Annotated in this window: 27 protein-coding genes; 10 read left to right on the top strand and 17 right to left on the bottom strand. The window is 69.6% G+C overall.

Annotated elements, in window-relative coordinates; all coding sequences use genetic code 11:
- The first annotated feature begins 53 nt into the window (after nucleotides 1–53).
- Together PV766_RS19710 and PV766_RS19705 are read left to right on the top strand one after the other, a co-directional pair.
- Nucleotides 54–3,236, top strand: coding sequence for a carboxyl transferase domain-containing protein (locus PV766_RS19710; RefSeq protein ID WP_421097687.1), 3,183 nt, complete (start codon nucleotides 54–56; stop codon nucleotides 3,234–3,236).
- 19 nt (nucleotides 3,237–3,255) lie between these two features.
- Complete coding sequence (locus tag PV766_RS19705; RefSeq protein ID WP_129974919.1) at nucleotides 3,256–3,894, top strand: UdgX family uracil-DNA binding protein; 639 nt, start codon at nucleotides 3,256–3,258, stop codon at nucleotides 3,892–3,894.
- A gap of 4 nt (nucleotides 3,895–3,898) precedes the next feature.
- Here PV766_RS19705 and PV766_RS19700 read toward each other — a convergent pair whose 3' ends face one another.
- From PV766_RS19700 to PV766_RS19680, 5 genes are read right to left on the bottom strand one after another with little or no spacing between them, the layout of a single operon-like run.
- The gene (locus PV766_RS19700) at nucleotides 3,899–4,837 is read right to left on the bottom strand and encodes a copper resistance D family protein (protein WP_421097686.1); all 939 of its coding nucleotides are present in this window, start codon (nucleotides 4,835–4,837) and stop codon (nucleotides 3,899–3,901) included.
- Between the two features lie 5 nt (nucleotides 4,838–4,842).
- Entirely contained in the window at nucleotides 4,843–5,376 is a 534-nt protein-coding gene (locus tag PV766_RS19695; RefSeq protein ID WP_255161993.1) for a copper resistance CopC family protein, read from the bottom strand.
- Nucleotides 5,373–6,050: a YcnI family protein gene (locus tag PV766_RS19690; protein ID WP_064064187.1), complete on the bottom strand. Its 678-nt coding sequence runs from the start codon at nucleotides 6,048–6,050 to the stop codon at nucleotides 5,373–5,375. Before PV766_RS19690 ends, PV766_RS19695 begins: the two co-directional genes overlap by 4 nt.
- Before the next feature lie 35 nt (nucleotides 6,051–6,085).
- On the bottom strand, nucleotides 6,086–6,577 hold the full coding sequence (locus tag PV766_RS19685) for a hypothetical protein (protein WP_064064186.1): 492 nt from the start codon (nucleotides 6,575–6,577) through the stop codon (nucleotides 6,086–6,088).
- A 25-nt stretch (nucleotides 6,578–6,602) separates the two neighbouring features.
- Complete coding sequence (locus PV766_RS19680; protein ID WP_016933497.1) at nucleotides 6,603–7,286, bottom strand: DUF6474 family protein; 684 nt, start codon at nucleotides 7,284–7,286, stop codon at nucleotides 6,603–6,605.
- 147 nt (nucleotides 7,287–7,433) lie between these two features.
- Between PV766_RS19680 and PV766_RS19675 the strand changes: the two genes are divergently transcribed.
- A complete protein-coding gene (locus tag PV766_RS19675) occupies nucleotides 7,434–9,011 on the top strand; it encodes a TM0106 family RecB-like putative nuclease (RefSeq protein ID WP_421097698.1) in 1,578 nt (525 codons plus the stop codon).
- A gap of 41 nt (nucleotides 9,012–9,052) precedes the next feature.
- Here PV766_RS19675 and PV766_RS19670 read toward each other — a convergent pair whose 3' ends face one another.
- The 7 genes from PV766_RS19670 to PV766_RS19640 form a co-directional block, all read right to left on the bottom strand.
- On the bottom strand, nucleotides 9,053–9,862 hold the full coding sequence (locus PV766_RS19670) for an alpha/beta hydrolase (protein WP_421097685.1): 810 nt from the start codon (nucleotides 9,860–9,862) through the stop codon (nucleotides 9,053–9,055).
- A gap of 73 nt (nucleotides 9,863–9,935) precedes the next feature.
- Complete coding sequence (locus tag PV766_RS19665) at nucleotides 9,936–10,703, bottom strand: SDR family NAD(P)-dependent oxidoreductase (RefSeq protein ID WP_064064183.1); 768 nt, start codon at nucleotides 10,701–10,703, stop codon at nucleotides 9,936–9,938.
- 56 nt (nucleotides 10,704–10,759) lie between these two features.
- Nucleotides 10,760–12,007, bottom strand: coding sequence for an MFS transporter (locus PV766_RS19660; RefSeq protein WP_371053406.1), 1,248 nt, complete (start codon nucleotides 12,005–12,007; stop codon nucleotides 10,760–10,762).
- A complete protein-coding gene (locus tag PV766_RS19655) occupies nucleotides 12,004–12,507 on the bottom strand; it encodes a MarR family winged helix-turn-helix transcriptional regulator (protein ID WP_255161998.1) in 504 nt (167 codons plus the stop codon). The genes PV766_RS19660 and PV766_RS19655 overlap by 4 nt, the downstream gene beginning before the upstream one ends.
- A 79-nt stretch (nucleotides 12,508–12,586) precedes the next feature.
- Nucleotides 12,587–13,285, bottom strand: coding sequence for a TMEM165/GDT1 family protein (locus tag PV766_RS19650; protein ID WP_064064181.1), 699 nt, complete (start codon nucleotides 13,283–13,285; stop codon nucleotides 12,587–12,589).
- 263 nt (nucleotides 13,286–13,548) lie between these two features.
- Nucleotides 13,549–14,082 (bottom strand): hypothetical protein, encoded by a 534-nt coding sequence (locus PV766_RS19645; RefSeq protein ID WP_016932139.1) that lies wholly within the window; start codon nucleotides 14,080–14,082, stop codon nucleotides 13,549–13,551.
- 225 nt (nucleotides 14,083–14,307) lie between these two features.
- The gene (locus tag PV766_RS19640) at nucleotides 14,308–14,931 is read right to left on the bottom strand and encodes a superoxide dismutase (protein ID WP_026002841.1); all 624 of its coding nucleotides are present in this window, start codon (nucleotides 14,929–14,931) and stop codon (nucleotides 14,308–14,310) included.
- A gap of 297 nt (nucleotides 14,932–15,228) precedes the next feature.
- Between PV766_RS19640 and PV766_RS19635 the strand changes: the two genes are divergently transcribed.
- The 3 genes from PV766_RS19635 (at nucleotide 15,229) to PV766_RS19625 (ending at nucleotide 17,732) form a co-directional block, all read left to right on the top strand.
- Complete coding sequence (locus PV766_RS19635) at nucleotides 15,229–16,323, top strand: acyltransferase family protein (protein WP_064065211.1); 1,095 nt, start codon at nucleotides 15,229–15,231, stop codon at nucleotides 16,321–16,323.
- A 9-nt stretch (nucleotides 16,324–16,332) separates the two neighbouring features.
- Entirely contained in the window at nucleotides 16,333–17,001 is a 669-nt protein-coding gene (gene msrA, locus PV766_RS19630) for a peptide-methionine (S)-S-oxide reductase MsrA (protein ID WP_064065212.1), read from the top strand.
- 203 nt (nucleotides 17,002–17,204) lie between these two features.
- Nucleotides 17,205–17,732, top strand: a complete 528-nt coding sequence (locus PV766_RS19625; RefSeq protein ID WP_421097684.1) for a hypothetical protein — start codon at nucleotides 17,205–17,207, stop codon at nucleotides 17,730–17,732.
- 22 nt (nucleotides 17,733–17,754) lie between these two features.
- Here PV766_RS19625 and PV766_RS19620 read toward each other — a convergent pair whose 3' ends face one another.
- On the bottom strand, nucleotides 17,755–18,690 hold the full coding sequence (locus PV766_RS19620) for an LLM class F420-dependent oxidoreductase (protein WP_129974908.1): 936 nt from the start codon (nucleotides 18,688–18,690) through the stop codon (nucleotides 17,755–17,757).
- A gap of 259 nt (nucleotides 18,691–18,949) precedes the next feature.
- Here PV766_RS19620 and PV766_RS19615 point away from each other — a divergent pair, with 259 nt between their 5' ends.
- The 4 genes from PV766_RS19615 (at nucleotide 18,950) to PV766_RS19600 (ending at nucleotide 22,087) form a co-directional block, all read left to right on the top strand.
- Nucleotides 18,950–19,276 carry a rhodanese-like domain-containing protein gene (locus PV766_RS19615; protein WP_016932133.1) on the top strand — a complete coding sequence of 109 codons (327 nt, stop codon included), beginning with the start codon at nucleotides 18,950–18,952 and terminating at the stop codon, nucleotides 19,274–19,276.
- Nucleotides 19,276–20,337 carry a DUF4328 domain-containing protein gene (locus PV766_RS19610; RefSeq protein WP_016932132.1) on the top strand — a complete coding sequence of 354 codons (1,062 nt, stop codon included), beginning with the start codon at nucleotides 19,276–19,278 and terminating at the stop codon, nucleotides 20,335–20,337. Before PV766_RS19615 ends, PV766_RS19610 begins: the two co-directional genes overlap by 1 nt.
- Nucleotides 20,334–21,107, top strand: coding sequence for a glycerophosphodiester phosphodiesterase (locus PV766_RS19605; protein ID WP_016932131.1), 774 nt, complete (start codon nucleotides 20,334–20,336; stop codon nucleotides 21,105–21,107). Before PV766_RS19610 ends, PV766_RS19605 begins: the two co-directional genes overlap by 4 nt.
- A 62-nt stretch (nucleotides 21,108–21,169) precedes the next feature.
- The gene (locus tag PV766_RS19600; RefSeq protein WP_016932130.1) at nucleotides 21,170–22,087 is read left to right on the top strand and encodes a DUF5926 family protein; all 918 of its coding nucleotides are present in this window, start codon (nucleotides 21,170–21,172) and stop codon (nucleotides 22,085–22,087) included.
- Nucleotides 22,088–22,186: 99 nt separating this feature from the next.
- Here PV766_RS19600 and PV766_RS19595 read toward each other — a convergent pair whose 3' ends face one another.
- The 4 genes from PV766_RS19595 to PV766_RS19580 all read right to left on the bottom strand — a co-directional run bounded on the left by PV766_RS19595 (nucleotide 22,187) and on the right by PV766_RS19580 (nucleotide 25,975).
- Complete coding sequence (locus PV766_RS19595; RefSeq protein ID WP_016932129.1) at nucleotides 22,187–22,732, bottom strand: ferritin; 546 nt, start codon at nucleotides 22,730–22,732, stop codon at nucleotides 22,187–22,189.
- A 141-nt stretch (nucleotides 22,733–22,873) separates the two neighbouring features.
- Nucleotides 22,874–24,169 (bottom strand): LCP family protein, encoded by a 1,296-nt coding sequence (locus tag PV766_RS19590; RefSeq protein WP_421097683.1) that lies wholly within the window; start codon nucleotides 24,167–24,169, stop codon nucleotides 22,874–22,876.
- A 100-nt stretch (nucleotides 24,170–24,269) separates the two neighbouring features.
- On the bottom strand, nucleotides 24,270–25,076 hold the full coding sequence (locus PV766_RS19585; protein WP_016932127.1) for a CPBP family intramembrane glutamic endopeptidase: 807 nt from the start codon (nucleotides 25,074–25,076) through the stop codon (nucleotides 24,270–24,272).
- Nucleotides 25,077–25,207: 131 nt separating this feature from the next.
- The gene (locus PV766_RS19580; RefSeq protein WP_421097682.1) at nucleotides 25,208–25,975 is read right to left on the bottom strand and encodes a DUF2470 domain-containing protein; all 768 of its coding nucleotides are present in this window, start codon (nucleotides 25,973–25,975) and stop codon (nucleotides 25,208–25,210) included.

Here is a 25,975-nt window from a genome sequence, read left to right as displayed (position 1 = left end):
GGTGCCGACCGGAGTAGGAGTGGATACAACCGCTGCCGAGGGAAGGATCGTCGATGTTGCTCGTAGCCAACCGGGGTGAGATCGCGTTGCGGATCGTCCGCACGGCCGGAGACCTCGGACTCGACACGGTCGCCGTTCATGCCACGGACGACGCCGACGCTCCGCACGTTCGCGCCGCCACGCGGGCCGAAGCCCTTCCGGGCACCGGTCCGTCGGCCTATCTCGACCCCGACGCGATCGTCGGCGTCGCCCGGGCGACCGGGTGCACGCTCGTGCACCCGGGTTACGGATTCCTCAGCGAGAACGCCGCCTTCGCGCAGACCTGCGCGGATGCCGGGCTCACCTTCGTCGGACCGTCCCCGCAGGCGCTGCGCGTCCTCGGCGACAAGCGCGCCGCCCGCGAGGTGGCGGACGAACTCGGCCTCCCGGTGATCGCCGCCGTCGAGGCCAGGGATCCGGATTCCGTGCGGGCCTTCCTGCTCGACCATCCGAACGGGATCGTCGTCAAGGCGCTCTCGGGTGGTGGCGGTCGCGGCATGCGTGTGGTCCGCGACGCCGCCGACCTCGACGAGGCGCTGCGGCTCGCCGCGGCCGAAGCACTGGCTGCCTTCGGAGACGACAGGCTGTACGCGGAGGGGCTCGTCGAGCGTGCCCGGCACGTCGAGGTGCAGGTCGTGGCCACCGAATCGGAATCGGGTACTCGCGCGGTCGCACTCGGCGACCGCGACTGCAGTGTGCAGCGCCGGCACCAGAAGCTGGTGGAGATCGCGCCTGCGCCCGACCTGCCGGAGTCGTTGCGGGAGGCGCTGCACGGCGCGGCCGTCCGGCTGATCGGGCACGTCGGCTGCCACGGACTGTCCACCGTCGAATTCCTCGTCCACGACGACGGATTCGTGTTCCTCGAGGTCAACCCGCGAATCCAGGTGGAGCACACCGTCACCGAGGAGGTGACGGGCGTCGACCTCGTGGCGATCCAGCTGGCGATCGCCCGTGGGGCGGCATTCGAGGAACTCGGTCTGCCGACGGGAATCACTCTCGACAGCAACACCATCGCAGGACGTCCCGCTGCGGCACACGGCATCGCGGTGCAGGTGCGCGTCAACGCCGAGACGCCGCGCGCCGACGGGATCGCCCTGACCACCGCCGGGACGCTCACCGCGTTCACGCCACCCACCGGTCCGGGGATCCGCGTCGACACCCACGGACGGCCCGGTCTCGAGGTGACCGGCCGCTACGATTCGCTGCTCGCCAAGGTCGTGGCGTACGTGCGGTCCGGTGATCGGGCGGCGGTCCTGCGCAAGGCGTCGACGGCGCTCGGCGAGTTCGTCGTCGACGGTCTCGGCACCAACCGCGAACTTCTGCGGAAAATAGTGGACGACAAGGAGTTCCGGTGCGGCACCGTCCACACCACGTGGCTGGGGGAGCGACTCCCGGATTTCGTCGACACCACCACGACAGCTCCGGTGGAGTACACGGATCTGCGCGCCGACGAACACGCGGTACGCGCCGAGATGGTCGGCACCGTCGTGGAGATCGCCCGCACCGGCGACACGACTCCGGCGGGTGCGCCGATCGCCGTGCTCGATGCGATGAAGATGCAGCACGAGATCCGGGCGCCGGGCAACGCCGTGATCGAACGCGTACTCGTCGAACCGGGCCGCACGGTCGACCCGGGCACGGTGCTCGCGGTGGTCCGCGTACTCGACGCGGACACCGCGACGGGCGGTGTCGCCGCGGTCGATCCCGACACCGGCCGTGACGATCTCGACGAGGTCCGTCGCCGTCACGAGGCCACTGCCGACGCGGCGCGGCCGGACGTGATCGCGAGACGGCACCGGCAGGGACGGCGCACGGCACGGGAGAACATCGCCGATCTCGTCGACGACGGCACGTTCGTCGAGTACGGGCCGCTCGTCCTCGCGGCCCAGCGCAGCCGCCGCAGCGAGGAGGACCTGATCGCGAACACCCCGGCGGACGGGCTCGTCGGCGGTACCGCGCGGATCGGTGGGGCCGAGGTGGTCGTGATGTCCTACGACTACACCGTTCTCGCGGGAACCCAGGGCCGGAACAACCACCGGAAGACCGATCGGCTGCTCGAACTCGCCGCCCGGCGGCGGGTGCCGCTCGTGCTGTTCGCCGAGGGTGGCGGCGGACGACCCGGGGACGTCGACGCCGGTCCCGGTGCGGGCCTCGAACTGCCCACCTTCCGTTCGATGGCGTCGCTGCGCGGACGCGTGCCCACCGTCGCGATCGTCTCCGGCCGCTGCTTCGCGGGCAACGCCGCACTCGCGGGGGTGTGCGACGTGCTCGTCGCGACCCCCGACGCCAACATCGGCATGGGCGGTCCCGCCATGATCGAGGGCGGAGGACTCGGCGTGCACCGCCCCGAGGACATCGGGCCCATCGACGTGCAACGCCGCAACGGCGTCGTGCACGTCGCAGCACGCGACGAGGCACATGCCGTGGACGTCGCCCGGAGATATCTCGCCTATTTCACCGCGCCGCACGAGGACCGGCAGGCACCCGACCCGCGTCTCACGCGACATGTGGTGCCGGAGAACCGTCTCCGCGCCTACGACGTGCGGTCGGCGATCGACGCGATCGCCGATATCGGATCGGTGCTGGAGCTGCGGCCGGACTACGGCGTCGGCATCGTCACCGCCCTGATGCGAGTGGAGGGTGCCTCCTACGGCGTCCTCGCCAACAGCAGCGCCCATCTCGGCGGAGCGATCGATGCGGAGGCCGCCGACAAGGCCGCGGACTTCCTGGAACTGTGCGAATCGCACCGGCTTCCCGTGGTGAGTCTGTGCGACACACCGGGATTCATGGTCGGCCCCGAATCGGAGAAGGACGCCACCGTGCGCCGCTTCGGGCGCTTCTTCGTCGCCGGCGCACGTCTGACCGTCCCGTTCGGCATGATCATCCTCCGCAAGGGCTATGGGCTCGGCGCGATGGCGATGGCCGGCGGATCCTTCCACGCACCCGAATTCACCGTCGCGTGGCCGACGGGCGAGATCGGCGGGATGGGACTCGAAGGGGCCGTGCGGCTCGGATTCCGCAAGGAACTCGACGCCGCGGAGACACCCCGGGAACGCGAAGAACTGTTCGACCGGCTCGTCGCCCTCGCCTACCAGCAGGGAAAGGCGCTGCAGGCGGCGACGAGCTTCGAACTCGACGACGTCATCGATCCCGCCGACAGTCGCACCTGGATCGCGCGACTGGTGCAACAGCGGTGAAGCCGGGTATGCGACAGCCATGGTGATCCATCCCGGCGCGCAGCAGTACGTACCCGACAGCCGCGACCTCGCCGACCTCGCCGCCGCGTCCGCGGGGTGCCGGGGATGCGATCTCTACAAGGCGGCCGAACGCACCGTATTCGGCGCCGGAGTGCGCGACGCGCGCATCCTGTTCGTCGGCGAGCAACCGGGCAACGAGGAGGACATCGCGGGAGAGCCGTTCGTCGGCCCGGCCGGGCATCTGTTCGACAAGGCTCTCGAACGCGCAGGGATCGACCGCGGGACGGTGTACGTGACCAACGCCGTCAAACACTTCCGTTTCGACCGATCCGCCAACGGCCGCAGGCGGATCCACAAGAAACCGTCGGGGGGTCAGGTCGCCGCGTGCCGGCCGTGGCTCGAGGCCGAACTCGACGCCGTTCGTCCCGACGTCGTGGTGTGTCTCGGTGCCACGGCGGCGCAGTCGCTGCTCGGCAAGGATTTCAAGCTCACACAGCACCGCGGGGAGGTCCTGCACCTGCCCGAGGAGCTGTGCGGGTCGTGCGATCCGGCGGTGGTCGTCACCGTGCACCCGTCGGCGGTACTGCGGGCGAAATCGCAACGCGACGACATGTTCCGCTCGTTCGTACACGATCTGGAACGCGCGGCCACATTGTGACGGCTCAGCCGGTGGTCGCGAGCCCGGCCGCGAGCCCGAGCGCGACCGACATCGCGCACACCTCGAGGACGGCGTTGCGCAGCGACTCCTCCTCCGGGAGACGATGGGACGCGGCAGCGGGAATCCAGTTCCGTCGCCAGTTCCACGCGAGTCCCAGCAGGGCGCACAGCACGATCGCCTTCGCGAGCACGATGCGTCCGTAACCGGTGCCCAGCAGCGCCGAGACGGAACCGAGCCGCACCGCCGCGTCGATCACGCCGGTCACCACCAACGCCACCACGCATCGCAGGGCCAGGTGCGAATAGCGCGGCAGCAGCTCCGCCCACGCTCCGCGGCCCCGGACGGTCACGGCCAGCGCCACGAGCACCCCGAACCACACTGCGGCGGCGAGCACGTGCACCGCGTTGAACAGCGACCCCAGCGGCTGCTGCGCCATGTGGCCCGTGACGGGCCGGGCGATCAGCGCGAGCGCCGCGGCGACGAGCACCGGCAGGGTGGACCACGACGCCGACCGGCGGTACGCCACCGCGGCGACGGCGACGATCGCGGCGATACACACCCACGCCGCCGCATCCACGCGTCCCGTGGGGGTGCCGAGGAACTGCCCGAAGCGTCGCACGTCCAGTTCCGCGGCGGGAACGTCGGCCGCCGCGGCTGCGGCCCAGGCGAGGTCGACGCTCGCGAGCGCGAGCCAGACACCGCCGAGCGCGGCGATCGTCCGCCACAGTGTCTCGGGGGTGACCGAGGGCCGACGTTGCCGTTGCACCAGGACGGCGAGCACCGCGAGTCCGAGCACGGTGGAGCCGACACACAGTCCGACGGCCCGGACCGAACTCGAGGGGGCGGGCAGGGCGAGGGAACCCGCCACGGCGATACCCGCGACGGTTCCGAAAGCGACGCCGGCAGCGGCCACGACGAGCCACTGCCGGCGTTCCGGGATCATGCGGGTCAGGCCTTCGGCTTGCGCAACGCGAAGGCGAGACCTGCGGCGACCACCACGGCACCCGCGACGACGAACCACCACACGGCGGGTCCGCTGCCGTCGCCCTCGCCCGACTCCGAGCCGGTCTCGCCGGACGCTGCGTCACCGGACGCCGCAGCACCGGGCGTTCCGCTTCCTTCCCGGGTGAGCGTGAAGGTGCGGGTTCCGCTGACGGGATGCCCGTCGGCGGAGGTCACCCGGTAGGCGATGGTGTACTCGCCCACGGGTCCGAGACCGTCGAGTTCGACGGCCGCGGTCGCACCCTCGATGATCGGGTCGCTCTTCGACCACAGGTTGCCGTCGGGCCCGACGACGGTCAGGGCCGCGAACTGCTCCTGCAGGTTCTCGTTGAACGTCACGGTCACCCGATCGGGTGCCTCGGCGATCTGCGCGCCGTCCTCCGGCGAACTCGACAGCACCACCGAATGGGCGGCCGCGGAACCGACGGACAGGGTCAGCGCCGCGGTCAGCGCGGCGAGGAGAACGAGGATGCGCTTCATGCCCGCCGCCCCCGGATCACGGCGCCGAGGCCGAGTGCGGCACCGAGCGCGCCGAGCACCAGGCCGATACCACCGAGCCAGCGCGCGGTGCTGTCGGTGCTGCCGGTCTCCGCTGCGCCGGCGGTCTGCCCGGTGTCGGTGGCGTGCGTGTCACCACTGCCGCCGCCGTGGCCGTCACCGCTGCTCGCTGCGAGGGTCAGGGTCGGAGCAGGACGCTCGGGCTCCGCGTCGCCGGTCGCGATCTCGTCCCACGTCACGACCTCACCGTCGCTGTAGGTCTGGATCGCGGGGAAGGCGACCTCGTCCTCCTCGGGCAGCGGACCGGCGGACAGGACGAACTGCTGGAACTGCCCCGGCCCGACCTGCACGTCGGGTCCGGCCGTCCACGTCACGGAGGTTGCGAGCTGCGACTCGGGATCCTTCTCGACGGTCGCGGTCCAGCCGGGCAGCGGCTCGGTGCGCGCCGAGCGCAGGCCCGGAAGTTCCACGGTGACGGCCGTGGTGCCGGCGGTCTCGGATTCGGTGGGGACCCGGAAGGTCAGAACGGAGTAGCCGCCCTGCTCGGCGCCGGGTGCGACGACGGTGACGTGGGCGGAGGCGATGCCGGCGCCCACGACCATCAGCGCAGCGGTCGTTGTCGCGCCCACGAGGGCGCGACGGGAGAACTCGAACATGTATGGGGTCTTTCTCGTAGTAAGAGGATCGATCGTCACGACACGGTCGCGGCGAGCGGTGGTCCTCTCCTCGAGATGGCGGGAGGCGCGCGTCCCCATACCAGACGGTCGGTCGAGGAGGTCGGCGCGAGCACGGCGGGCGCGTCGACACCGGGACCGCGCATCAGCACCGTCCGGAGCACGGTGCCGCACGCCGCGTACACGCGGACCGCAGCGGTGAGCAGTACGGCGCACACCACCACGGCGATCATGTGTGCGGCCAGCATGGACACCGACATGTGCTCGTGGCCCGGAGCCACCACGGTGAGCGTGACGTGTGTGGCCGCCTGTCCGCCGGCGAGGAGCACCAGCGGAGGCAGCGACGGCTGGTGCGCGCCGAGGATCCCGACGATCGCCGCGACCGCGACCAGCAGTACCGCGACCGGTCCCGTCGGCACACCACCGCCGGCGGTGCCGTGGGCGGCCACCGCCAGCACCGCGGTGGTGATGCCTGCGGTGGTGCCGAGAACGGTCGGGTACCTGGTCACTGCAGTCGTGCTCGATCCCGCTCGGTCAGCGCACGCCGAGGCGTGCGAGGAGATCCGCTTCGATGCCGTCGAGTTCCGAGGCAATCGCCGCGTGCGCCGACTTCCGGCGTGCGGTCGGCATCTGCTCGGCCGTCTGCACCGCCGCGGTCAGGTCGGTGAGCCGTTCGCGGGTCGCGGCGGCGAACTTCTGCGTCTCCGCGTCCTTGGGGTTGCGCTGCTCGACCTTCGCGAGCGAGTGCTCCGCCCCCGCGATGCGGGCACTGAGACGAGCACCGTGACCGGTGAACGAACCGAGCTCGTCGATCGGCACCCCGAGCTGTTGCGCGCGACGAGCGTCGAGCTGACCGCGCAGCGCCGTGACGGCCTGGTAGACGATCGGGACGAGCACCGGCGCGAGCAGGCGTGCGACGCCGAGATAACGGCGCACCTTCGCCGCGGTGAGACCCTGGCTCTCGGCGGCCTTCTTCTGCGCCTTGAGCGTCGCGATCTGTTCCTTCTCGAGCTTGGCCTGCGACTTCACGAGTTCCTGATCGAGCTTGACCTGCGACTTCGCAAGCTTCTTGTCGATCTTCGTTCTGACCTTCGCCGCCCGCCGGTCGTTCTTGAGCCGATTCTTCGCGACCAGTCTGGCCTCGAGCTTCGCCTTCGTCCGCAAGGCCTTCGCTTCCGCCCTGCGAGTCGCGCGACGCTTCCGTGTGAACAACCCCATCGAACAGCACCCTCCAATTCGGTACGACACGACGCTCCGGCGCCCCGCGTCAGCCTAACGTGACGGTGCTGCGAGCCGTCGCCTGTGCAGGGAATACCCTGGAATGTCGTGGACGCAACCGGAGAACTACCGCGGCCCGAACGCGGAGTGTCACAGCGCACAGTCGTCGCCCTCGAGGCCGCTGCGCTGACGAGGTGCCGCCACCGGGTCTATCTCGACGCCACCTTCCCCGACGAACTCGCAGGTGCACCCGAGAATCCCGGTGCTCGGCAACGTCAGGAGGCAGCGGCTGCGCACCGCGAGGCGATCCGTCAGAAGCTGTTCGACGCCGACCCGGAGGGGTGGGTGCTCGTCGCTCCCGAAGGACCGATGCGGCAGCGCGCCCAACGCACGCTCGATGCGTGCCGCGCGGGCGCCGACCGGATCTGGGGTGCGGTACTACCGAGCGAACCCGACACCGGACGCCGCGGACGGTCGGAGGTCCTGCTGCGCGACGCCGAGCACGGTGGGTACATCCCGGTGATCGTCGTCAACCACAAGGTCACCGATCCCGGACGCGGCGCGCTCACCACCGATCTGTTCGCGTGGGCACCCGCTGTGGACGAGACCCGCAAGGTGCGCAGTCAGGTGCGCGACCAGATGCGGCTCGCGCACCTGTACCGCATGCTCGAGCGGCACGGGCTCGCAAGCTCCGCGAAGGTCGCCGGCGCGATCGGGTACGGCGGCGACTGCATCCTCGTGCACGACCTCGACCCGATCCTCGACGACTACGACGCCCGTCTGACCGACCGTCTCGAGATCGCCCGGGGCCGCACCCCGACCTCCCCGTCGCAGATCGGCGAGTGCAAGACCTGCCCGTGGTGGGATCGCTGCCGCGCCGAACTCACGGTGAGCCGCGACGTGTCGCTGGTGGCGCCGGGGCAACGCGCCGCCGTGCTGCGTGAACTCGACGTCCACACCATCGACGGACTCGCCCGGTGGGAGGGTGAGGAACCCGAGGCGTGGCCGCAGGGCTCGTTCGAGGACGCGATCGTCACGGCGCGGGCCTGGCTCGCCGGTGCGCCGCTCGTGCGTCGGTACCGGCACGTGCACGTCCACCGCGCCGACGTCGAGGTCGACATCGACATGGAGAGCTACCACGAGCACGGCGCCTATCTGTGGGGCACGCTGCTCAATGCGGGCTCGTCGTCCGAGTACATCCCGTTCGCGACGTGGGAGCCCGTGCCGACCGACGACGAGGCACGCTCGTTCGCCGAGTTCTGGCGCTGGCTGTCGGATCAGCGGCGCGCCGCCGAACGGCGGGGGAAGACCTTTGCGGCCTACTGCTATTCGCGGTCGGCGGAGGACAAGTGGTTGTTGTCGTCGGCACGGCGGTTCCACGGTTTCCCGGGTGTGCCGGAGCTCGCGGAGATCAAGGCGTTCATCGGCTCGAACGAGTGGGTCGACATCTTCCAGGCCGTCACCGACCAGTTCGTGTGCCCGAACGGCAAGGGACTGAAGAAGATCGCGCCGATCGCGGGGCATCACTGGCGCGACGCCGAGGCCGGGGGAGAGGCGTCGATGAGCTGGTACCGCGAAGCCGTGGGCATGGCGGGCGAGCCCGATCCGGCGCAGCGCCTGCGGTTGCTCGAGTACAACGAGGACGACGTGATCGCGACGAAGGTGCTGCGCGAGTGGATGAGTGATCGTGCGGTGCTCGACATCCCGTACCTCGAGGACCTGTAGGGGCGCTCCGCGCACGAGCGATCACGCCGGCGCGGCGCGGCTCACAGGCCTGCTGTGAGCCGGATCAGCGCCTCCACCACGGGAGCGCCGAACATCGGCGGGTCGTTGTGTTCGAGACCGTCGAGCTGCACCCGCTCGGACAACTGCCGGGCGGCATCGGCGACCGCCGCGCTCTGTGCCGGCGGGACGATGGTGTCGGCGGTGCCGTAGACGACCGTGATCGGCACGTCGATGCGGGCGGCGAGCTCGGCGACCGGGAACTCGTCCTTCAGCACGGCGGCGGGGACGAACGGATAGTGGTGCCGGGCCACGGCGGCGAGATCGGTGAACGGCGAGCGCAGCAGCATCCCCGCCGGAGGTTCGTCGACGGCGAGTGCGGTGACGACCGCGCAACCGAGGCTCTCCCCGAAATACAGCAGCCGGGTGGGGTCGACGTCGTCGCGCGAGCGGAGATGGTCCAGTGCCGCGCGGGCATCGGCGGCGAGACCCTCCTCGGTCGGGCTGCCGGGGTTGCCGCCGTAACCGCGGTAATCGAGCAGCAGCGTCGAGAAACCCGCCGCGGCGAGGTCGGCGGTGGTATCGGCGCGACCGAGGCGGTTGCCGCCGTTACCGGCGGCGAGCAGGACGGTGAATTCGTGCCCGGCACCCTCGGGGCTTCGGCCGGGCACGAACCAGGCGTCGAGCTCGAGACCGTCCGACGTCCTGAGCACGACATCCTCGGCACCCGGCAGGACGGTCGCGGCGGACGGGGGAGCGGTGGTGTCGGGCAGATAGATCAGGCGTCGTTGCAGCGCCCACCCGGCGACGCCGACGAGCACGCCGACGAGCAGCACGGCGAGAACGATCCGCATGTGACCAGTCCAGCGCACGTGCGCGTTTCCGGTAGCGGGAACCACCGGAAACGCGCACGGGTGGCGAAGCCGCCTAGCGCGGCGCCATGCGCAGGGCGCCGTCCATACGGATGGTCTCGCCGTTGAGATAGTCGTGCTCGACGATCATCTGCGCGAGCTGCGCGTACTCGGCGGGCTGTGCGAGCCGCGAGGGGAACGGCACGCCGGCCTCGAGGCCCTTGCGGTACTCCTCGGTGACCCCGGCGAGCATCGGGGTGTCGACGATGCCGGGGGCGATCGTGTTGACGCGGATGCCGAACTGCGCGAGATCGCGCGCGGCGGGGACGGTCATACCGTGCACGCCACCCTTCGACGCGGAGTACGCGATCTGGCCGATCTGGCCCTCGAAGGCCGCCACCGAGGCGGTGTTGATGATGACGCCGCGCTGACCCGACTCGTCGACCGTCCCGGTCTTGGAGATGGCGTCGGCCGCCAGGCGCATGACGTTGAACGTGCCGAGCAGGTTGACGGTGATGACCGTGCGGAACAGCTCCAGGTCGTGGGGGCCGTTCTTCGACAGGATGCGGCCGGCCCAGCCGACACCGGCGCAGTTGACGACGATGCGCAACGGAACACCGGATTCGACGATGCGATCGACGGCCGCCTGGACCTCGTCGCCGCTCGTCACATCGGTGGCGAGGAGCGTGACGCCCGCGGGGGCGGAATCGCCGACGCGGTCGATGGACTGCTGCAGGTCGAGGCCGAAGACGGTAGCTCCGGCGTCGGCGAGGCGGCGCGCGGTTGCGGCGCCGAGACCGGATGCGGCACCGGTCACCAGCGCGGCGGATCCCTGAATCTCCACTGTTCGTATCTCCTGTCTCGAGCTGTAGGGCTCGTCAGTGTCCTTCGTCACGAACCCTAGCCGGTGACCGTCGTGACCTCCGCGGGGGTGGAGGCCCTGCGGCGCAGCGCGACGATACCCATCGCTGCGGCCACCAGACAGGCGACGGCGCCGAGTACCAGTCCGGCCCGGCCACCCCATTGCTCGCTGACCCATCCGGCGATGGGACCACCGATGGCCGTCGAGCCGAGGAAGGCGACCGACCACAGGGCCATCACCCGGCCGCGCATCGTCGGAGCGGCGGCGAGCTGCAGCGAACTGTTGGTGGTGGATGTGAAGGTCACGCTCAGGGCGCCCACGATCACCATGACCACGATGAGCGTGGTGAGGTTCGGGGCCGCCGCGGCGACGGCCAGGGCGATGCCGAACGCGAGTGAGGTGACGATGAGCGGCCGGGTCCCGGTCCGGCCCCAGGTGGCGACGACAAGCCCGCCCACGACGGACCCGGCGCCCATTGCGGCGGTGAGGAAGCCGTAGGCCCCGGCACCGGCAGCGAAGGTGTGGTCGGCCAGGACCGGCAGAACCACCTGGAACTCGAAGGCCAGACATCCGACGAGCGCCATCATCAGCAGCGGGACGGCCAGGTCGGACGTGCTGCGGACGTAGGCGAAACCCTCGCGCAGCTGTCCCTTCGCGCGGGCGGCGGCGGGGGAGCGCTGGAGCCGGGAGACGTCGAGTCGCAGCAACGAGGTGACGACGGCGACGAAGCTCGCGGCGTTGAGCAGGAAGCACACGCCGAGTCCGCCCGCGGCGATGACCAGGCCGGCGACGGCCGGGCCGATCATGCGGGAGCACGAGGCGAGGACCGACTGCAGGCTCACGGCGTTGCGCAGATCCTCCGGACCGACCAGTTCGAGCATGAACGACTGTCGGGCGGGGTTCTCGAAGCACTGGTTGAGGCCGAGTGCGACCGCCAGGACGTAGACGTGCCACAGGGCGATGGTGTCGGTGACGACGAGCAACCCCAGGATCAGGGCCTGCACACCCATGAGGGTCTGCAACCCGATCATGAGCCGGCGTTTGTCGGATCGGTCGGCAACCACGCCGCCGTAGGGGCCGAGCAGCAGCATCGGCACGGTCTGCAGCGCGAGCACGATGCCGATGGCGGTCGCGGAGCCGGTGAGCTGCAGGACGAGCCACGACTGTGCGACCGTCTGCATCCACGTGCCGACGAGCGAGACGGCCTGGCCGCTGATGTAGAGGCGGAAGTTGGGCCCGCGCAGGGCGGCGAAGGTCTGTCCTCTGATGTCGGCGAGCACTGTCACGGGCGACCCCCCTCGGCGGAGGGGCGCGGTGAATCGGCGACGCGCTGCGAGAGTGCCTCGAGGGCGGGCAGCGCGTCGTGCAGAGCAGCGAGGTGCTGTTCGCTCAGGTCGGCGAGATGACGGGCGAACAGGGCGGTGCGGCGTGCGCGCAGTTCCGCGGACAGGGCGGCACCGGCGGGTGTGATGTGGACGCGGACGACACGCTTGTCGCCGGCGTCGGGGGACCGGGTGAGCAACCCGTCGTCTTCGAGTTTGCCCACCATGCGCGAGCACATGGTGGGGTTGAGCCCTTCGATCTCCGCGAGGTCGCGGACTCCGATCGTCTCGTGGCGGGCGACGGTCGTGAGGAGGGTCGACTGCGAGCGCGTCAGCCCTTCCTCCGAGGCGAACATGCCCATGCGGCGGGAGATCCGTCCGATCGCGATACGCAGACGGTGGACGTCTTCCGCGTCGAACGGGGGAGTTCCGGATCGAGGGGCGCTGCCTGAGAGATCAGACATGGAACCACCTCCGAATTTATTTGCCTATCGGCAAGCATACTCCTGTTCGGGGAGGAAGAACACTGTTCGGAGGGGGTGATCAGGGCCGCATCAGGGCGGGGGACTCGTCCTCGGCGGCGCGACGAGCCCGCAGGCGCATCGCCGCGATCACGCCGACGGACAGCAGCAGGGCCACCGCTCCGGCGATCGGTCCCACGGCGCCGGTCTCCGGGAACAGTCCGTCGCCGAGCATCCACGCACCGAAGCCGAAGAACAGCGCGGCAGCGCCGAAACGGATGGCGTTCTCGGGCAGGTGCCGGCCCAGCACGGCGCCGGCGATGATGGCCAGCGCGTCGGCGGCGACCATGCCGACCGTCGATCCGATCCACACCCCGGCCCAGTTGTTGTCGGTCGCGAGGGTGATGGTGGCGAGCATCGTCTTGTCGCCGAGTTCGGCGAGGAAGAACGCCGAGGTCACCGCGAGGAAGGCGGACCGCGCGACGCGTCCGGCCTTCGACTGCTCGTCGTCGTCGAGAGAGTCGCCGCGCAGCGTCCACGCACCGAAGATCAGGAAGGCGAGGCCGCCGACGATCGCGATGGCGGTCGCGGGGATCGCCACGCCCAGATAGTGCCCGACGGCCACCGAGACGAGATGGACCGCGGTGGTGGCGAACAGGATCCCGGACAGCACGACCCACCAGCGATATCGCAGGGCGAAGGTCATCGCCATGAGCTGGGATTTGTCGCCGAGTTCGGCAATGAAGACGACCGCGAAGGACAGGACGAGTGCGGACCACATATGTGTCTCCTCCTTTCGTAGGGAGGAAACGGGGCTTCCTCCGGACGCCGGACGCACGGTGCATCGGGCGGCCGAAGGTCTCACCCACCGGAAGATGGTCCGGTCCGCGGGGCCGGGCGTCGCCGTGTCGGGCGCCGCCAGTATGTCGACCCTGCGATTGGGGGCTACTCCCCTTCGCCGACGACAACGTTAGCTCGGCAAACCGAATTCTGTAAAGGCAATGCTAACTTTCGGAGAACCGAACTCTCATTTTCAGGGCGGCCTCACGAAGCGAGCAGCATGGCCAGAATCGCGGTGTCGGGATCGTTGCCCGGATCCACTCCCACCTTGCTGACCAGCGCCGTCACCGTGCCGTCCGGTTCGGCCTCGACCCACGCCGCGCGATGCTCGAGGCCGAGATGCGGAATCCCCGGGAGCAGCACGCATCCCGAGGCTGCACCGGCGTTCTCCGGCAGCGACGGCGTCGTCTCGGAGGGTGGATGCAACATGATCAGCGCCGGCGGCTGATGTTCGGCGAATCGTCCGGGCCGCACGGCGCGCTCACCGAGCACCGGACCTTCTGCGACCACGAGACCCACGGTCCCGGGTTCGGGGTTCTCGGGCAGTTCCTCCTTCACCCCGAACACGGTCGAGGTGGGCAGCAGTCCCGGCAGCGACGCGATCCGCACCGTCATCGCCAGCACCTGGGCCCATTCACGGGTGGTCGCGGGCCATCTGCCCGAGACGACGAAACCCCGCAGCGACCCGTCGGACTGGAATGCGGACAGCTCGATACGGCTGTGCTCCTCGGCGTTCATCCCACCCACCCTCCCTCTCGGTCGGTAAGGGGAGAATGCCCGTTTTCTCCGTTGGCACACAAGAGGTGCCGAGTGCCAGCACCTCCGCTACACCTTCTGTCATCGGCCTCGGCAATCGCTGCGGCGGATGACGATTCCCGTAGCTGATCCGGCGCCGGACACGACGAAGGGCGCCGGTGTCCCGGCGCCCTCGTTGTCGGTCTCGCGACCTGTGCCCGATCCGAACTAGACGATCAGACCGGAGGTGGCGGTACGGGCACGCTCGAAGCGGGCCTGCACGTCGGCCCAGTTGACGATGTTCCAGAAGGCCTTGACGTAGTCGGCCTTGACGTTCTGGTACTGCAGGTAGAAGGCGTGCTCCCACATGTCGAGCATGAGCAGCGGGGTCAGGCCGATCGGGATGTTGCCCTGCTGGTCGTACAGCTGGACGATGAGCAGACGCTGCCCGATCGAATCCCACGCGAGGATCGACCAGCCGGAGCCCTGGATGGAGTTCGCGTTCGCGGAGAAGTGATCGCGGAACTTGTCGAACGAACCGAATGCGTCGTCGATCGCCGCCGCGAGCTCACCCTCGGGCTTGTCGCCACCCTCGGGGGAGAGGTTGTTCCAGAAGACGGAGTGGTTGGTGTGACCACCCAGGTGGAAGGCGAGGTCCTTCTCGAGCTTGGTCGCCTGCGCCGCCATGGTGCCGTTGTCGCGGGCCTCGGCCAGCTTCTCGAGGGCGGTGTTCGCACCGGCGACGTAGGTGGCGTGGTGCTTCGAGTGGTGCAGCTCCATGATCTTCGCCGAGATGTGCGGCTCGAGCGCTGCGTAGTCGTAGGGCAAGTCCGGAAGTGTGTATTCAGCCACGAAGGGTCCCTTCTTCACCGGGCCGTCCGGCCCGTGCAGTTATTCCGTACCTTTTCGGGTTTCCACCCAAACCCATAACTACACCGTCCGCAACATTCGCCGTAATGCGGACACGGCCGGACCCCGACTGTGGCGTAGAGCACCCGGCACGGGCGACGCCTCCGGACAACGGCTCCCACCAGCGGAAACCGTCGTACGACGGGACCGTCGGCAACCACCGCGTGAACGGGACCTTAACATTGGCGCGTGTTTCGGCCCTTCCTGAACGAACCGACACGCGGGGCCGACGCACCGCGTGTGGACCTCCCGGGCGTCGACCTCGTCCGGTTCGTCGCGGTCGCGGCCGTGCTCTACTCCCACATCGCCTTCTATCTGATCGACGACCTCGGTACGGGCTGGTGGGGCATCGACCTCACGTACGAGGTGCTCGTCGAGGGAGCCGGACTCAATCAGCATCTGTCGTCCGTGGGCGTGACGGCCTTCATGATGCTCACGGGCATGCTCGTCACCCGGTCCGCGATCCGTCAGGACCGGCGGAAGTTCCTGATCGCCCGGGCCGCGCGCCTCCTGCCGGCCTTCTGGGTGTCGATCCTGGCCGCGGTCGTGCTCGTGTGGCTGGGCATCAACGGCACCTTCAGCGGCCACACCACCGTGTCCGTCTCCGAGGCGTTCCTGTCCTTCTTCCTCGGCGCGTTCTTCCTGAAACCGCAGGTGATCGTGCTCGGCGTGGTGTGGACGCTCGCCGCGCAGATCTCCTTCTATCTGTGGTGCGTGGCGGGACGGTCGCTGTTGCGGACGGCGCCGGTGGCGGTGCCGATGCTCGGTGCCGTGCTGTGCATGCTCGTGCTCCTCTACAACCTGTACGTGCCCGAGCCGTACACGGTGCCGTTCCTGTCGAAGATCGCGTCGACCCTGCCGACCCTGTTCCTCGGGCAGATCGTGTACTTCGGCTGGGCGGGGCTGATCTCGCTTCGCGCACTGCTGGCGGCGCTGTTCGCGCAGATCGCGACGATCGTGATGGCGACGGACATCAACGTCTACTGGTCGGGCAGCCGCTACCTGTGGACGGTGACGGTGGTCTTCGCAGCGGTCGTGCTGGTCGCGCGGTACGACGGCCGCTTCGCGCGCTCGGCCGTCGTCTCCTGGGTCGCGACCCGCAGCTACTGCATCTACCTGACCCACACGCTCGTGATGTACCGGATCTACGAGAACACCGTGGGCATCGTCGGCACGACCACGGCGATCGCGCTCCTCCTGATCGGCTGCGGTCTCGTCGCCGAAGTGCTGTACCGCGCCGTCGAGGTCCCGGCCGCGCAGTGGATCAAGAACCGCTGGCTGGCGCCGAAGCGGGCCGCCTCCGACGAACGGACCGCCGCTCCGGCACGCGCGTAGCATCGGGTCATGTCCTGGTTCGACGAGATCCTTGCCCGTGCAGGTTCGAAGTCGCAGATGGTGGGGCGCGAGGATGCCCTCCCCGGTCGCGCCGAACCGCTGCCCGTCCCCGAGACCCATTACGTCAACGGCAATCGCATCGTTCCCCCGTTCCCCGAAGGTATGCAGACCGCAGTCGTCGGTATGGGTTGTTTCTGGGGCGCCGAGAAGGAGTTCTGGCAGCTCGACGGTGTCCATTCGACCGCGGCCGGATATGCCGGCGGCTACACGCCCAACCCCACCTACGAGGAGGTGTGCTCCGGCCGGACCGGGCACACCGAGGTGGTGCTCGTCGTCTTCGATCCCAAGGTGATCGGGTACGACCGCATCCTGCAGCAGTTCTGGGAGAACCACGATCCCACCCAGGGCATGCGCCAGGGCAACGACCACGGCACCCAGTACCGTTCGGCGATCTACACCTACGACGAGACGCAGATCGAGGTCGCCGAGGCCACTGCCGAAGCCTTCGGCAAACGCCTCGCGGACGCTGGTTACGGGGAGATCACCACGGAGATCGCACCGCTGACGCAGTTCTACTACGCCGAGGACTATCACCAGCAGTACCTCGCGAAGAACCCCGGCGGGTACTGCCCCGTGCATGCCACCGGAGTGAGCTGCCCGGTGGGTCTCGGCGCCTGACAGTGCCCGACGGTGTCGCGCACCACATCTCCCCTCACATCGTGAGTGTGAGATGTGCTGGCGTTCCTTGAACTTCCCCGAGAGCAGACGCATCCTGGGAAAAGGGATCATTCCAGAGGGGGAAGGGACGGCGTGCCGGTATGACGACCAGAGCGGGGTACCTGCGGCGCACACGGCGAAGTCTGCGCAGGCGGGATCCGCTCGTGCGTCGCACCGACAGGCTCGAGGCACGATGCTTCACCCTGATGGTCGCCGTGATGGCGCTCCTGATCCCCGTCGCGGTGTGGGTGTCGGCCACCATGTGGAGTTCCCAGCTCGAACTCTCCGAGAAGCAGAACGCCGAACGCGTCGCCGTGACGGCAGTCCTCGACGCCGACGCCTCGGGCGATCCCTCCGGCTGGGGTGAGGCCGTGAAGATTTCCTCCGCCCCCGTAACCTGGGGATGGGGCGACGAGACGCGTCAGGCCCTCGTGCAGGTCGACAGCCTGGCGACCGCGGGTAGCGAGGTTCCCGTCTGGGTCGATGCGAGTTCCGGGGAATACACGCAGCCCCCGCTGACCACGTCCGCGGCGAAGTTCTCCGCGGTGCTGTCCGGGGTGTCGCTGTGGACGTTCTCGTTCGTCGCCGTGGCCGGACTGTTCGCGCTCGCGCACTGGCGGCTCGAGGTGCGCCGCAGCCGCGAGTGGAGCCGGGACATCGAAGCGTTCCTCGGCTCCACCAGCAGCCACTGAGCAGCCGGAGTCACCGGCCTCGCTACAGGTCCGCGACCGCAGGCATGACCTCGCTCGCCACCAGTTCGAGGTGCTCGAGATCGGCGAGGTCGAGGACCTGTAGGTAGATGCGCTGCGTCCCGGCTTCGGCGAAGGTGCGGATCGTGTCGATCAACTCCTGCGGTGTGCCCGCGAGCCCGTTCTCCCGCAACTCGTCGACCTCTCGGCCGATGCGTGCCGCACGCCGGGCGATCTCGTCCTCGTCCCGGCCGCAGCACAGCACGAGTGCGTTCGAGTAGATCAGTTCCTCGGGGTCGCGTCCGGCTTCCCGGCAGGCAGAGCGCACGCGCTCGAACAAGGTCTTCGTCTCGTCCAGCGATGCGAACGGCACGTTGAACTCGTCGGCGTAGCGTGCCGCGAGTGCCGGCGTGCGCTTCTTGCCCGCCCCACCCATGACGATCGGCGGGTGGGGACGCTGATGCGGCTTGGGCAGCGCGGGGGACTGCTCGATCCGCACGTGCTCGCCCTCGTACGAGAAGGTCTCGCCCACCGGCGTGTCCCACAGGCCGGTGATGACGGCGAGGGACTCTTCGAGGCGGTCGAACCGCGTCTTCAGATCGGGGAAGGGGATGCCGTAGGCGAGATGCTCCTCCTCGAACCAGCCGGCTCCGAAGCCGAAGTCCACGCGTCCGCCGCTCATGGCGTCGACCTGCGCGACGGAGATCGCGAGCGGACCGGGATGCCGGAAGGTCGCCGAGGTGACGAGCGTGCCGAGGCGGATCGTCGACGTGTCGCGGGCGAGACCGGCCAGGGTGATCCACGCGTCCGTGGGCCCGGGCAGCCCCTCGACGTTCATGGCGAGGTAGTGGTCGGAGCGGAAGAACGCGCCGTAACCGAGTCGTTCCGCGGTCTGCGCGACGGCGAGGAGATCGTCGTAGGTGGCGCCCTGCTGGGGTTCGGTGAAGATACGCAATTCCATGAACCGATCATTCCAGCGTCGGACGCGACGCGGTGTACCGGTGCGTCGGCCGTCCGCTGTGAGATGTCTCGAGAGTGATTGTCCATGCATGGATAGACCTGTTGATGAACCTGTGGAAACTGTGGATAACTCCAGCGGATGGGGTTGGTGGGGAGCACGGGGGCGTGCCCTCAGGTCCCACCCGCAGAACCGGATCGGTACGACCACGCCCACATCGGCTCACGGCGCGTGCCACTATTGAGACGTGAGCTTTTCCGACGTGCCCACCGTGTCGGTCGACCTGGTACCCGAACCGGGCGATGAGGTCGTCCTCCTCGACGTCCGCGAGGACGACGAATGGGAACTCGGACACGCCCCCGGCGCGCTGCACGTTCCGCTCGCCGACGTGCCCGCCCGCATCGAGGAACTCGACCCCGACGCCGAGATCTACGTGATCTGCAGGCAGGGCGGCCGCTCCCTCGGAGCGGTCGAATACCTGGCCCGCCTCGGGTACGACACCTTCCAGGTGGCGGGCGGCATGGTGGCGTGGCAGAAGCACGGACTTCCGCTCGTCTCCGAGCGCGACGAACCGGCGAAGATCTATTGATGTCGGCCTATCAGATCTGTGTGCGCTGTGAGAATCGCTGGCCCGTGACCTATCAGCCGCGGCAGTGGTGCCCGGCCTGCCGCGGTGTGCTGCTCTCGCCCGTCGCCCCCGACGGATCCGTTCCTCCCTCGCGCCGCAACTTCCGCTGGGTCGCGCGCCCCGCGGGTGGTCTTCCGACCACCGGACAGACGTCGCAGCCGCAGCCCCGCCCGGAGTCCGGGACACCGTCCTACCGCGAGATGCCGCGCTGGGGACTGCTCGATCCGCTCCCGGCCGACGACCACGACGAACCCGGCAGCGCCGACATCGCCGCCGACCTCGCACCGACGCTGCTCGTCGGTACCGCCGTCGTCTTCGGTCTCGCAGCGGTCGCAGAAGCCGTCCGGTACGGGTTGTTGTTGTTCAACCGCACCCGGCTCGTCGACCCACTCGTGCTCGCGGTGTCGGATGCCGCGGTGTGGGCGACCCAGGTCGTCGGTCCGGTCGTGGCACTGGCCGCGGCGGTCGCGTCCGGACTCCGCCTCATCGACCTGCGCCGGCGTGTCTACGCCGAGCGAGGTCTCGCCGACTCGCGTTCGCCGCTGTCCATCCTGGCGGGGCTCGTCGTTCCGGGCCTCAACCTGGCGATGCCCGGTGTCTTCCTGACCGAGATCGCCGACCGCGACCCCCGGTTGCTCCGCGCGATCCGCACCTGGTGGGTGCTGTGGGTGGTCGACGCTGTGCTCGTCGTGGCGCTCCTCGCGTGGCGTCAGCGCGACACGCTGCAGGCCCGCGCCGACGGTGTTCTGTTCACCGCAGTTCTCGCGGTGCTCGGGGCGGTCGTCGCGCTCGCGACCCTGCACGTGCTGCGCCTGTTCGACGACGCCGACCTGTGGGGACGGCCGTTGCGCCGTCGCCGGTTCACCCAGGCGACCGGCCCGGCCGCATCGCCGATCGCACCGATCGTCCCCGCCGCCGTCGCCCGCGAGCGGGAGCAGGTCGAGGCCGACGCTCGGGAAGAGCACGCCGGACCCGCGGAACGAGTCGAGGACGAGGAGCGCGCCGAGGCGGTGGCGCCGTGACCCGCAGTGCGCACCCACGGGTCGTCGCGCATCGCGGTGCGTCGGCCGCGCTCCCGGAACACACGATCGGGGCGTACGAACTCGCGTTGAAGGAAGGCGCCGACGGCGTCGAATGCGACGTGCGGCTCACCCGCGACGGCCACCTGGTGTGTGTGCACGACCGCACGATCGACCGGACGTCGAACGGCACCGGTGTCGTCAGCGAGATGACACTCGACGAACTGGCACAGTTCGATTACGGACGGCCCGGCGAACCTGCCGGCCTGCTCACCCTGCGGCAACTGCTCGAACTCGTCATGGACTTCACGAGTGTCCCGGTGAAGGTCTTCGTCGAGACCAAGCATCCCGTCCGCTACGGCGGCCTCGTCGAAAACACACTGCTCGCCGAGCTCGCACGATTCGGTCTCGCGACTCCGGCCTCCGCCGACTTCTCCCGGGTGGTGGTGATGTCGTTCGCGGCCGGTGCCGTCTGGCGCATCCGCCGCGCCGCGCCGCTGCTGCCCACCGTGCTGCTGGGAGAGACGTCGCGCTACCTGCGGGGGAGCGCCGCCACCACCGTCGGCGCGACCGCCGTGGGACCTTCCATCGCGACATTGCGTGAGCACCGCGACCTCGTCGACCGGGCGGCCCTGTCCGGCCGGGCAACCTACTGCTGGACCGTCGACGACCCCGCCGACGTCGAGTTGTGCCGTGAACTGGGCGTGGGATGGGTCGCCACGAACCACCCGGGCCGCACCAAGCTGCAACTCGACGCCGCGTTCGACCGATGAGCACCCCCACCTCGTCCCGCGACCTCGGCATCGCGATCCGGGTCGCCGTGTAGGTTGACGCCGTGGCCAAGAAGAGCAAGAGAAACAGCGGACCCAAGCCCGGCAGCAATCGCGCCGCGAAGCTCGAGCAGCGCCGGCTCGAGCGGGAAGCGGCGGCCGCCGCGACGTCCCGGCCTTTCGAAGGACTCGCCTTCGAATGCGATCTCGTGGCGCTGCGCGAGTTCGTGCCGTCGGCCCTCGCGGAGCTGCCCGCCGCCGAGGACGGCCGCCGCGTCGTGGGTGCGACCATCCTTCCCGGCGGGGTTGCGGCACTGGTCCGCGAGGAGAACGGTGCGCCGGTCGCGTACGTCGGCCTGCAGCTCGCCGCCGGCTTCGGCCCCGATCCGGCGGGCGAACTGGCCGCGGCCCTGCACTGGGCGCACACGGCCGAGCCGGGATCGTCGCTGCAGGTCGCGAACGTCGACGACGACACCCCGCCGCTGGCGGACCTGATCGACCCGGCGGTCGTGCCGGCGATCACCGTCCACAACGACTTCGACTGGTGGATCCCGGCGGGGGTCGAACCGAGCGCCGAGATCGCCCACACCGTCAAGCACGCGAACGAGGCCGTGCTGCCGTCGGCGCGGCTCGAAGGCGACGGCCTCCGCGGCGCGTGGTGGGTCGATCCGGGCGAGAAGGCGCACCTGCGGTGGGTGCGACCCGAGGACGAGGACGCGCTGATGGCCGCGTTGTCGCGCGTGCATGCGGCGGGTGGCCTGCACCTCGGTGAGGGATCGCGGTTCGCCGGTTCGTTCCGCACCCACGGCCTGCTGGTGCCGGTGTTCGATCTCGACCGCGACAAGCACCCGGACGAGTGGGTCGCCCCGACCATCGAGTTCGGCCGGCGTCTCGACGAGGCCCTGGCCGTGGACGACCCGCTCACCGCCGCCGAGCGACGGTCGCGCGACGGTCTGCGAAGCCGTCAGGTCACCCTGCGCTGACCATCCCTGCGCCGATCTTCCGGCGAGAGCACGAAGGCCACCTCCCGCGGGAGGTGGCCTTCGTCGTTCCGGGTGGGCTGTCCCCGGATGGAGAAACGGTCAGATGGCGCCGCCGGCGGCGAGCGGGGCGTTGTCGCGCGGTTCGTTCGGCTTCGAGTTCAGCTCGCGGGCCACGAAGTCCTCGAGGTTGAAGAGGTTCTCGCCGGCACGATCGGCCACGGTCAGCAGGGTCGTCATCGTCGCGACCTCCTCGACCTGTTCCTGCAGGAACCACTGCATGAACTGCTCGCCGAGATAGTCGCCCTCGTCGCGCGCGGTGCGGGCGAGCTCGACGATCTGATCGGTGACCTTCTTCTCCTGGGTGAGGGCCAATGCGATCGGCTCGCGGGCATCCTCGAACATCGACTGCACCGCGTCGACTCCCGTGAGGTCGACGGCCATGTCGCGGTCCAGGAAGTACTGGACGATCATCATGGCGTGGTTGCGTTCCTCGACGGCCTGCGCGTAGAAGTGCTTCGCCAGCTGCGGGAGATCGGCGTTGTCGTAGAAGACCGCGACGGCGATGTACTGATGCGACGCCGTGAACTCGTGGCGGATCTGGTCGTGCAGCAGCGTGTGGAACTTGGTCTTGGTCATCTCGCCCATCGTTGTCATGATCACGACGTTAATGCAGGTCAACGACCTTTTCATCCAAGCATTGGCTACCCTTGCGCTTCGCAGTGTCGGCTACCCTACGGGAAATTCGGACAGCCTTACCCAAGATCGAGATCTCTTCTCGGGGCCGTGTCAAGGGGCCGGGGCGAGAAGGTCCGGCGGGATCGGATCGCCCTCCGAGATCGCTCCGAAGAACGGTACGGCACGCTCGCGGTCCCACAGCAGGACGTTGCCGATGCCGTAGACGTCGTCGAATCCGCCCACCGGAACGGTGGTGGTGACCGTCTCGCCGCGCATCGCCCACGCCAGTCGTGCGAGGTTCCACAAGTGGTCGCCGTCGTCGACCCGCATCGACCCGGCCGCACCGGACATCAGCGACCACGCCCGGAAGGGGTTCAGGAAGGTGCCGGGGCTCGTCGCCTTGCTCAGCAGCGCCGAGAGGAACAGACGCTGGTTGTTCATCCGGTCCAGATCGGCGAGCGGAGTCGCGCGCGTGCGGACGAAGCCGAGTGCCTGCGGTCCGGTCAGCTCCTGGCATCCTGCTTCGAGCCTGAGCCCGGCGAGCGGATCGTCGATCGGGTACGGCACGCAGAGGTCGACCCCGCCGACCGCATCGACGATCGACGCGAATCCACCGAAACCGATCTCGGCGTAGTGGTCGATGTGCACACCGGTCGCGCCCTCCACCGTCTGCACGAGTAGTTGCGGCCCGCCCAGCGCGAAGGACGCGTTGAGTTTGTCCTGACCGAAGCCCGGCACGCTCACGTAGGAGTCGCGGGGCAGGGAAACCATCGTCGTCGCGCCCCCACCGGGCGGGATGTGGACGAGCAGGACGGTGTCGGTGCGGTCGGCCCCGACCTCCCCGCCGGTCGCGAGTTCCTGTTCCTGCTCGGGGGTGAGGCCCACCCGGCTGTCGGAACCGACGAGCAGCCAGTTCGTACCGGGAGTGTCGCCGACGCGACCGTCGTAGTCGGCCAGCGCATCGACGCGCGCGAGCTTGCCGTCGAGGTAGACCATGCTCGCGCCCATGGCGACGACGAGCACGACCGCGACGATCGCCAGTCGCCGCAGGATGCGCCGGGCACCGAGCGGACGTCTCGGTGCAGGTCGCGACGACGGGGCCGCGGGACGGCGAGGGGGAGCGGGCGGGGGTGTGTTCCCACGTGACGGTCGCCGGCGCGGGGCAGGTTCGGCGAACCGTTCGGGTCGTTGCGTCGGAGCCCACTCGCGGCGTTGCTGCTGTGGCGGCGGTTGCTGCCGGTCCTGCCGGGGAGTCCGAGCGGGCCGGTAGTTCGGTGCCGGCGCCTGCGACCACGCCTGCGGTGACTGTGGCCGGCCGTCGCGCCGGAGAACCTGGGTGCCTTCGGGAGACGGGGGCACGGCGTCGGGGCGACGCGGCGGCACACCACCGGAACGATGGGGCGGCACGCCACCGCGAGGTACGGACCGGCCGGGAGGAGGGCCCTGCGGAGGTCGCGGCCGGTTCCGGGGGTCGCGAGGGTCGCCGTTCACCCGGACAACTCTACGGTCAGGGCAGCCAGGAGACGTGGCCCCTCAGTGCTTGGTAGCCGACGAAGGCGACGGTGTCGATGAGAGCGTGGGCGATCACGAGCGGCCACAACCGCCCGGTTCGCTGCCAGTACCGCCCGAACACCAGGCCCATGACCACGTTGCCGAACCCGCCGCCGATGCCCTGGTAGAGGTGATAACTGCCGCGGAGCAGCGCGGAGGCGAGCAGCGACGAGTTCTCCGACCAGCCGAGCTGCCGCAGACGGGTGAGGAGATAGGCGACGACCAGGATCTCCTCCGCACCGGAATTGGCGATCGCCCACAGCACCTCGGTGGGCAGCCGCCACCAGTAGTCCTCGAGCAGGCTCGGCGCGACCGTCAGGTTCAGGCCGGCCGCGCGCGCCACCAGGTACAACACGAGGCCGGGGAGCCCGATCAGCGCGGCCAGACCCACGCCGGGCAGCAGATCGCGCCGCAGGCCGGGCCGGGCGAGACCTGCGAGTCTCGGACCGACGCCGCTGCGCCACAACAGGTACAGACCGAGAGCGCCCCAGGCGAGCAACCGCACGATGCCGAGAAGCTGCCGGGCGAGATCGATGAATCCCTGCGACGAGCGTGGCGTGTTCAGGGCCACCGTCTGATCCGACAGTGGTTCCGGTGCCAGCGCCGCCTCGGCCAGCGACAGGATCGACGAGATTCCGCTCAGGCCGAAGGTGACGAGCAGGACGATGGTGATCTCGATCCACAGCGCGCGGCGCTCGGCAGGGTCGAGGGGCGGCTCGGGGTTGCGGGCGGCGGGCCGCAGCCAGTCGCGGAGGGTCGTCACCGGAGCGATTGTGCCGGACGGTGCGCGGTGGGCGAGTGGGTCGTGCGCGCCATCCTGCTGATGATCGGTACGACCTCTCCGAATCAGCCGCCGACCGGCCGGGTCTTCGGGTCTGCATCGTGGCGGAATACTCAGGCCCGCGGCGGCAGTCCGTTGCGGAAGGGGCAGCCGACCAGCAGGCGCAGTGCGCGGCTCAGGGCCGCGGGGTCGTCGACCGGCTCGTGGAAAGGGATGCGCACGTCGTGGTCGTCGCCTTCGGACTCGACACGCAGGCGCAGGCCGTAACGATCGAGGCCGAGTGGGCGGATCCGTCCGCCGCGATGCGCGGGCGGAATCCGTCGCGCGATCTGCCGCACGATGTCGGCGTGGTCCTGTTCGAGATGTTGGAGCCAGCCGGTCTCGAGCGCTGCGAAGGGGTCGGGAGCAGCGTCGAGGACGTCGGTGACGTCGACGGCTTCGGCGCCGGTGGTGTCGGCGGCGACGATGGAGTCGAGGCGCAGGCACAGCAGTTCGGAGCAGTGTCCGACGTCGAGGAGTTCGGGATGCGGGAGGATCTCGGCGATCTCGGCGGCGAGCCGGCGGGGATGTTCGACCGGACGCAGGGTGCCGCTGAGCCAGATGAGCGACCGCACCGGGTTGCGCAGTGCGATCGGCGAGTGGTCGGTGAGTTCGAGCATCGCGGGGATTCCGGCGTTCCCGGCCTGCCAGGCGAGTGCGACGGGGAGGCTGTCCTCGGCGACGGCGACGGCGACCCGCCCGTCGTCGAGGAGATGGTGGACGAAGGTGGGCAGCGGGTCGCATCCGTCGATCGCGAGCTGGGTCGTGTCGGCCCGGATGAGGGCGGTGCGTACGCGTTCGGCCGTGGTGGGCGCGGGAACGACGGATGTGGTGGTCTGCAT

Source organism: Rhodococcus sp. As11 (assembly GCF_048957735.1).
Lineage (GTDB): Bacteria > Actinomycetota > Actinomycetes > Mycobacteriales > Mycobacteriaceae > Rhodococcus > Rhodococcus gordoniae.
This window is presented reverse-complemented; position numbering and strand designations above follow the sequence as displayed.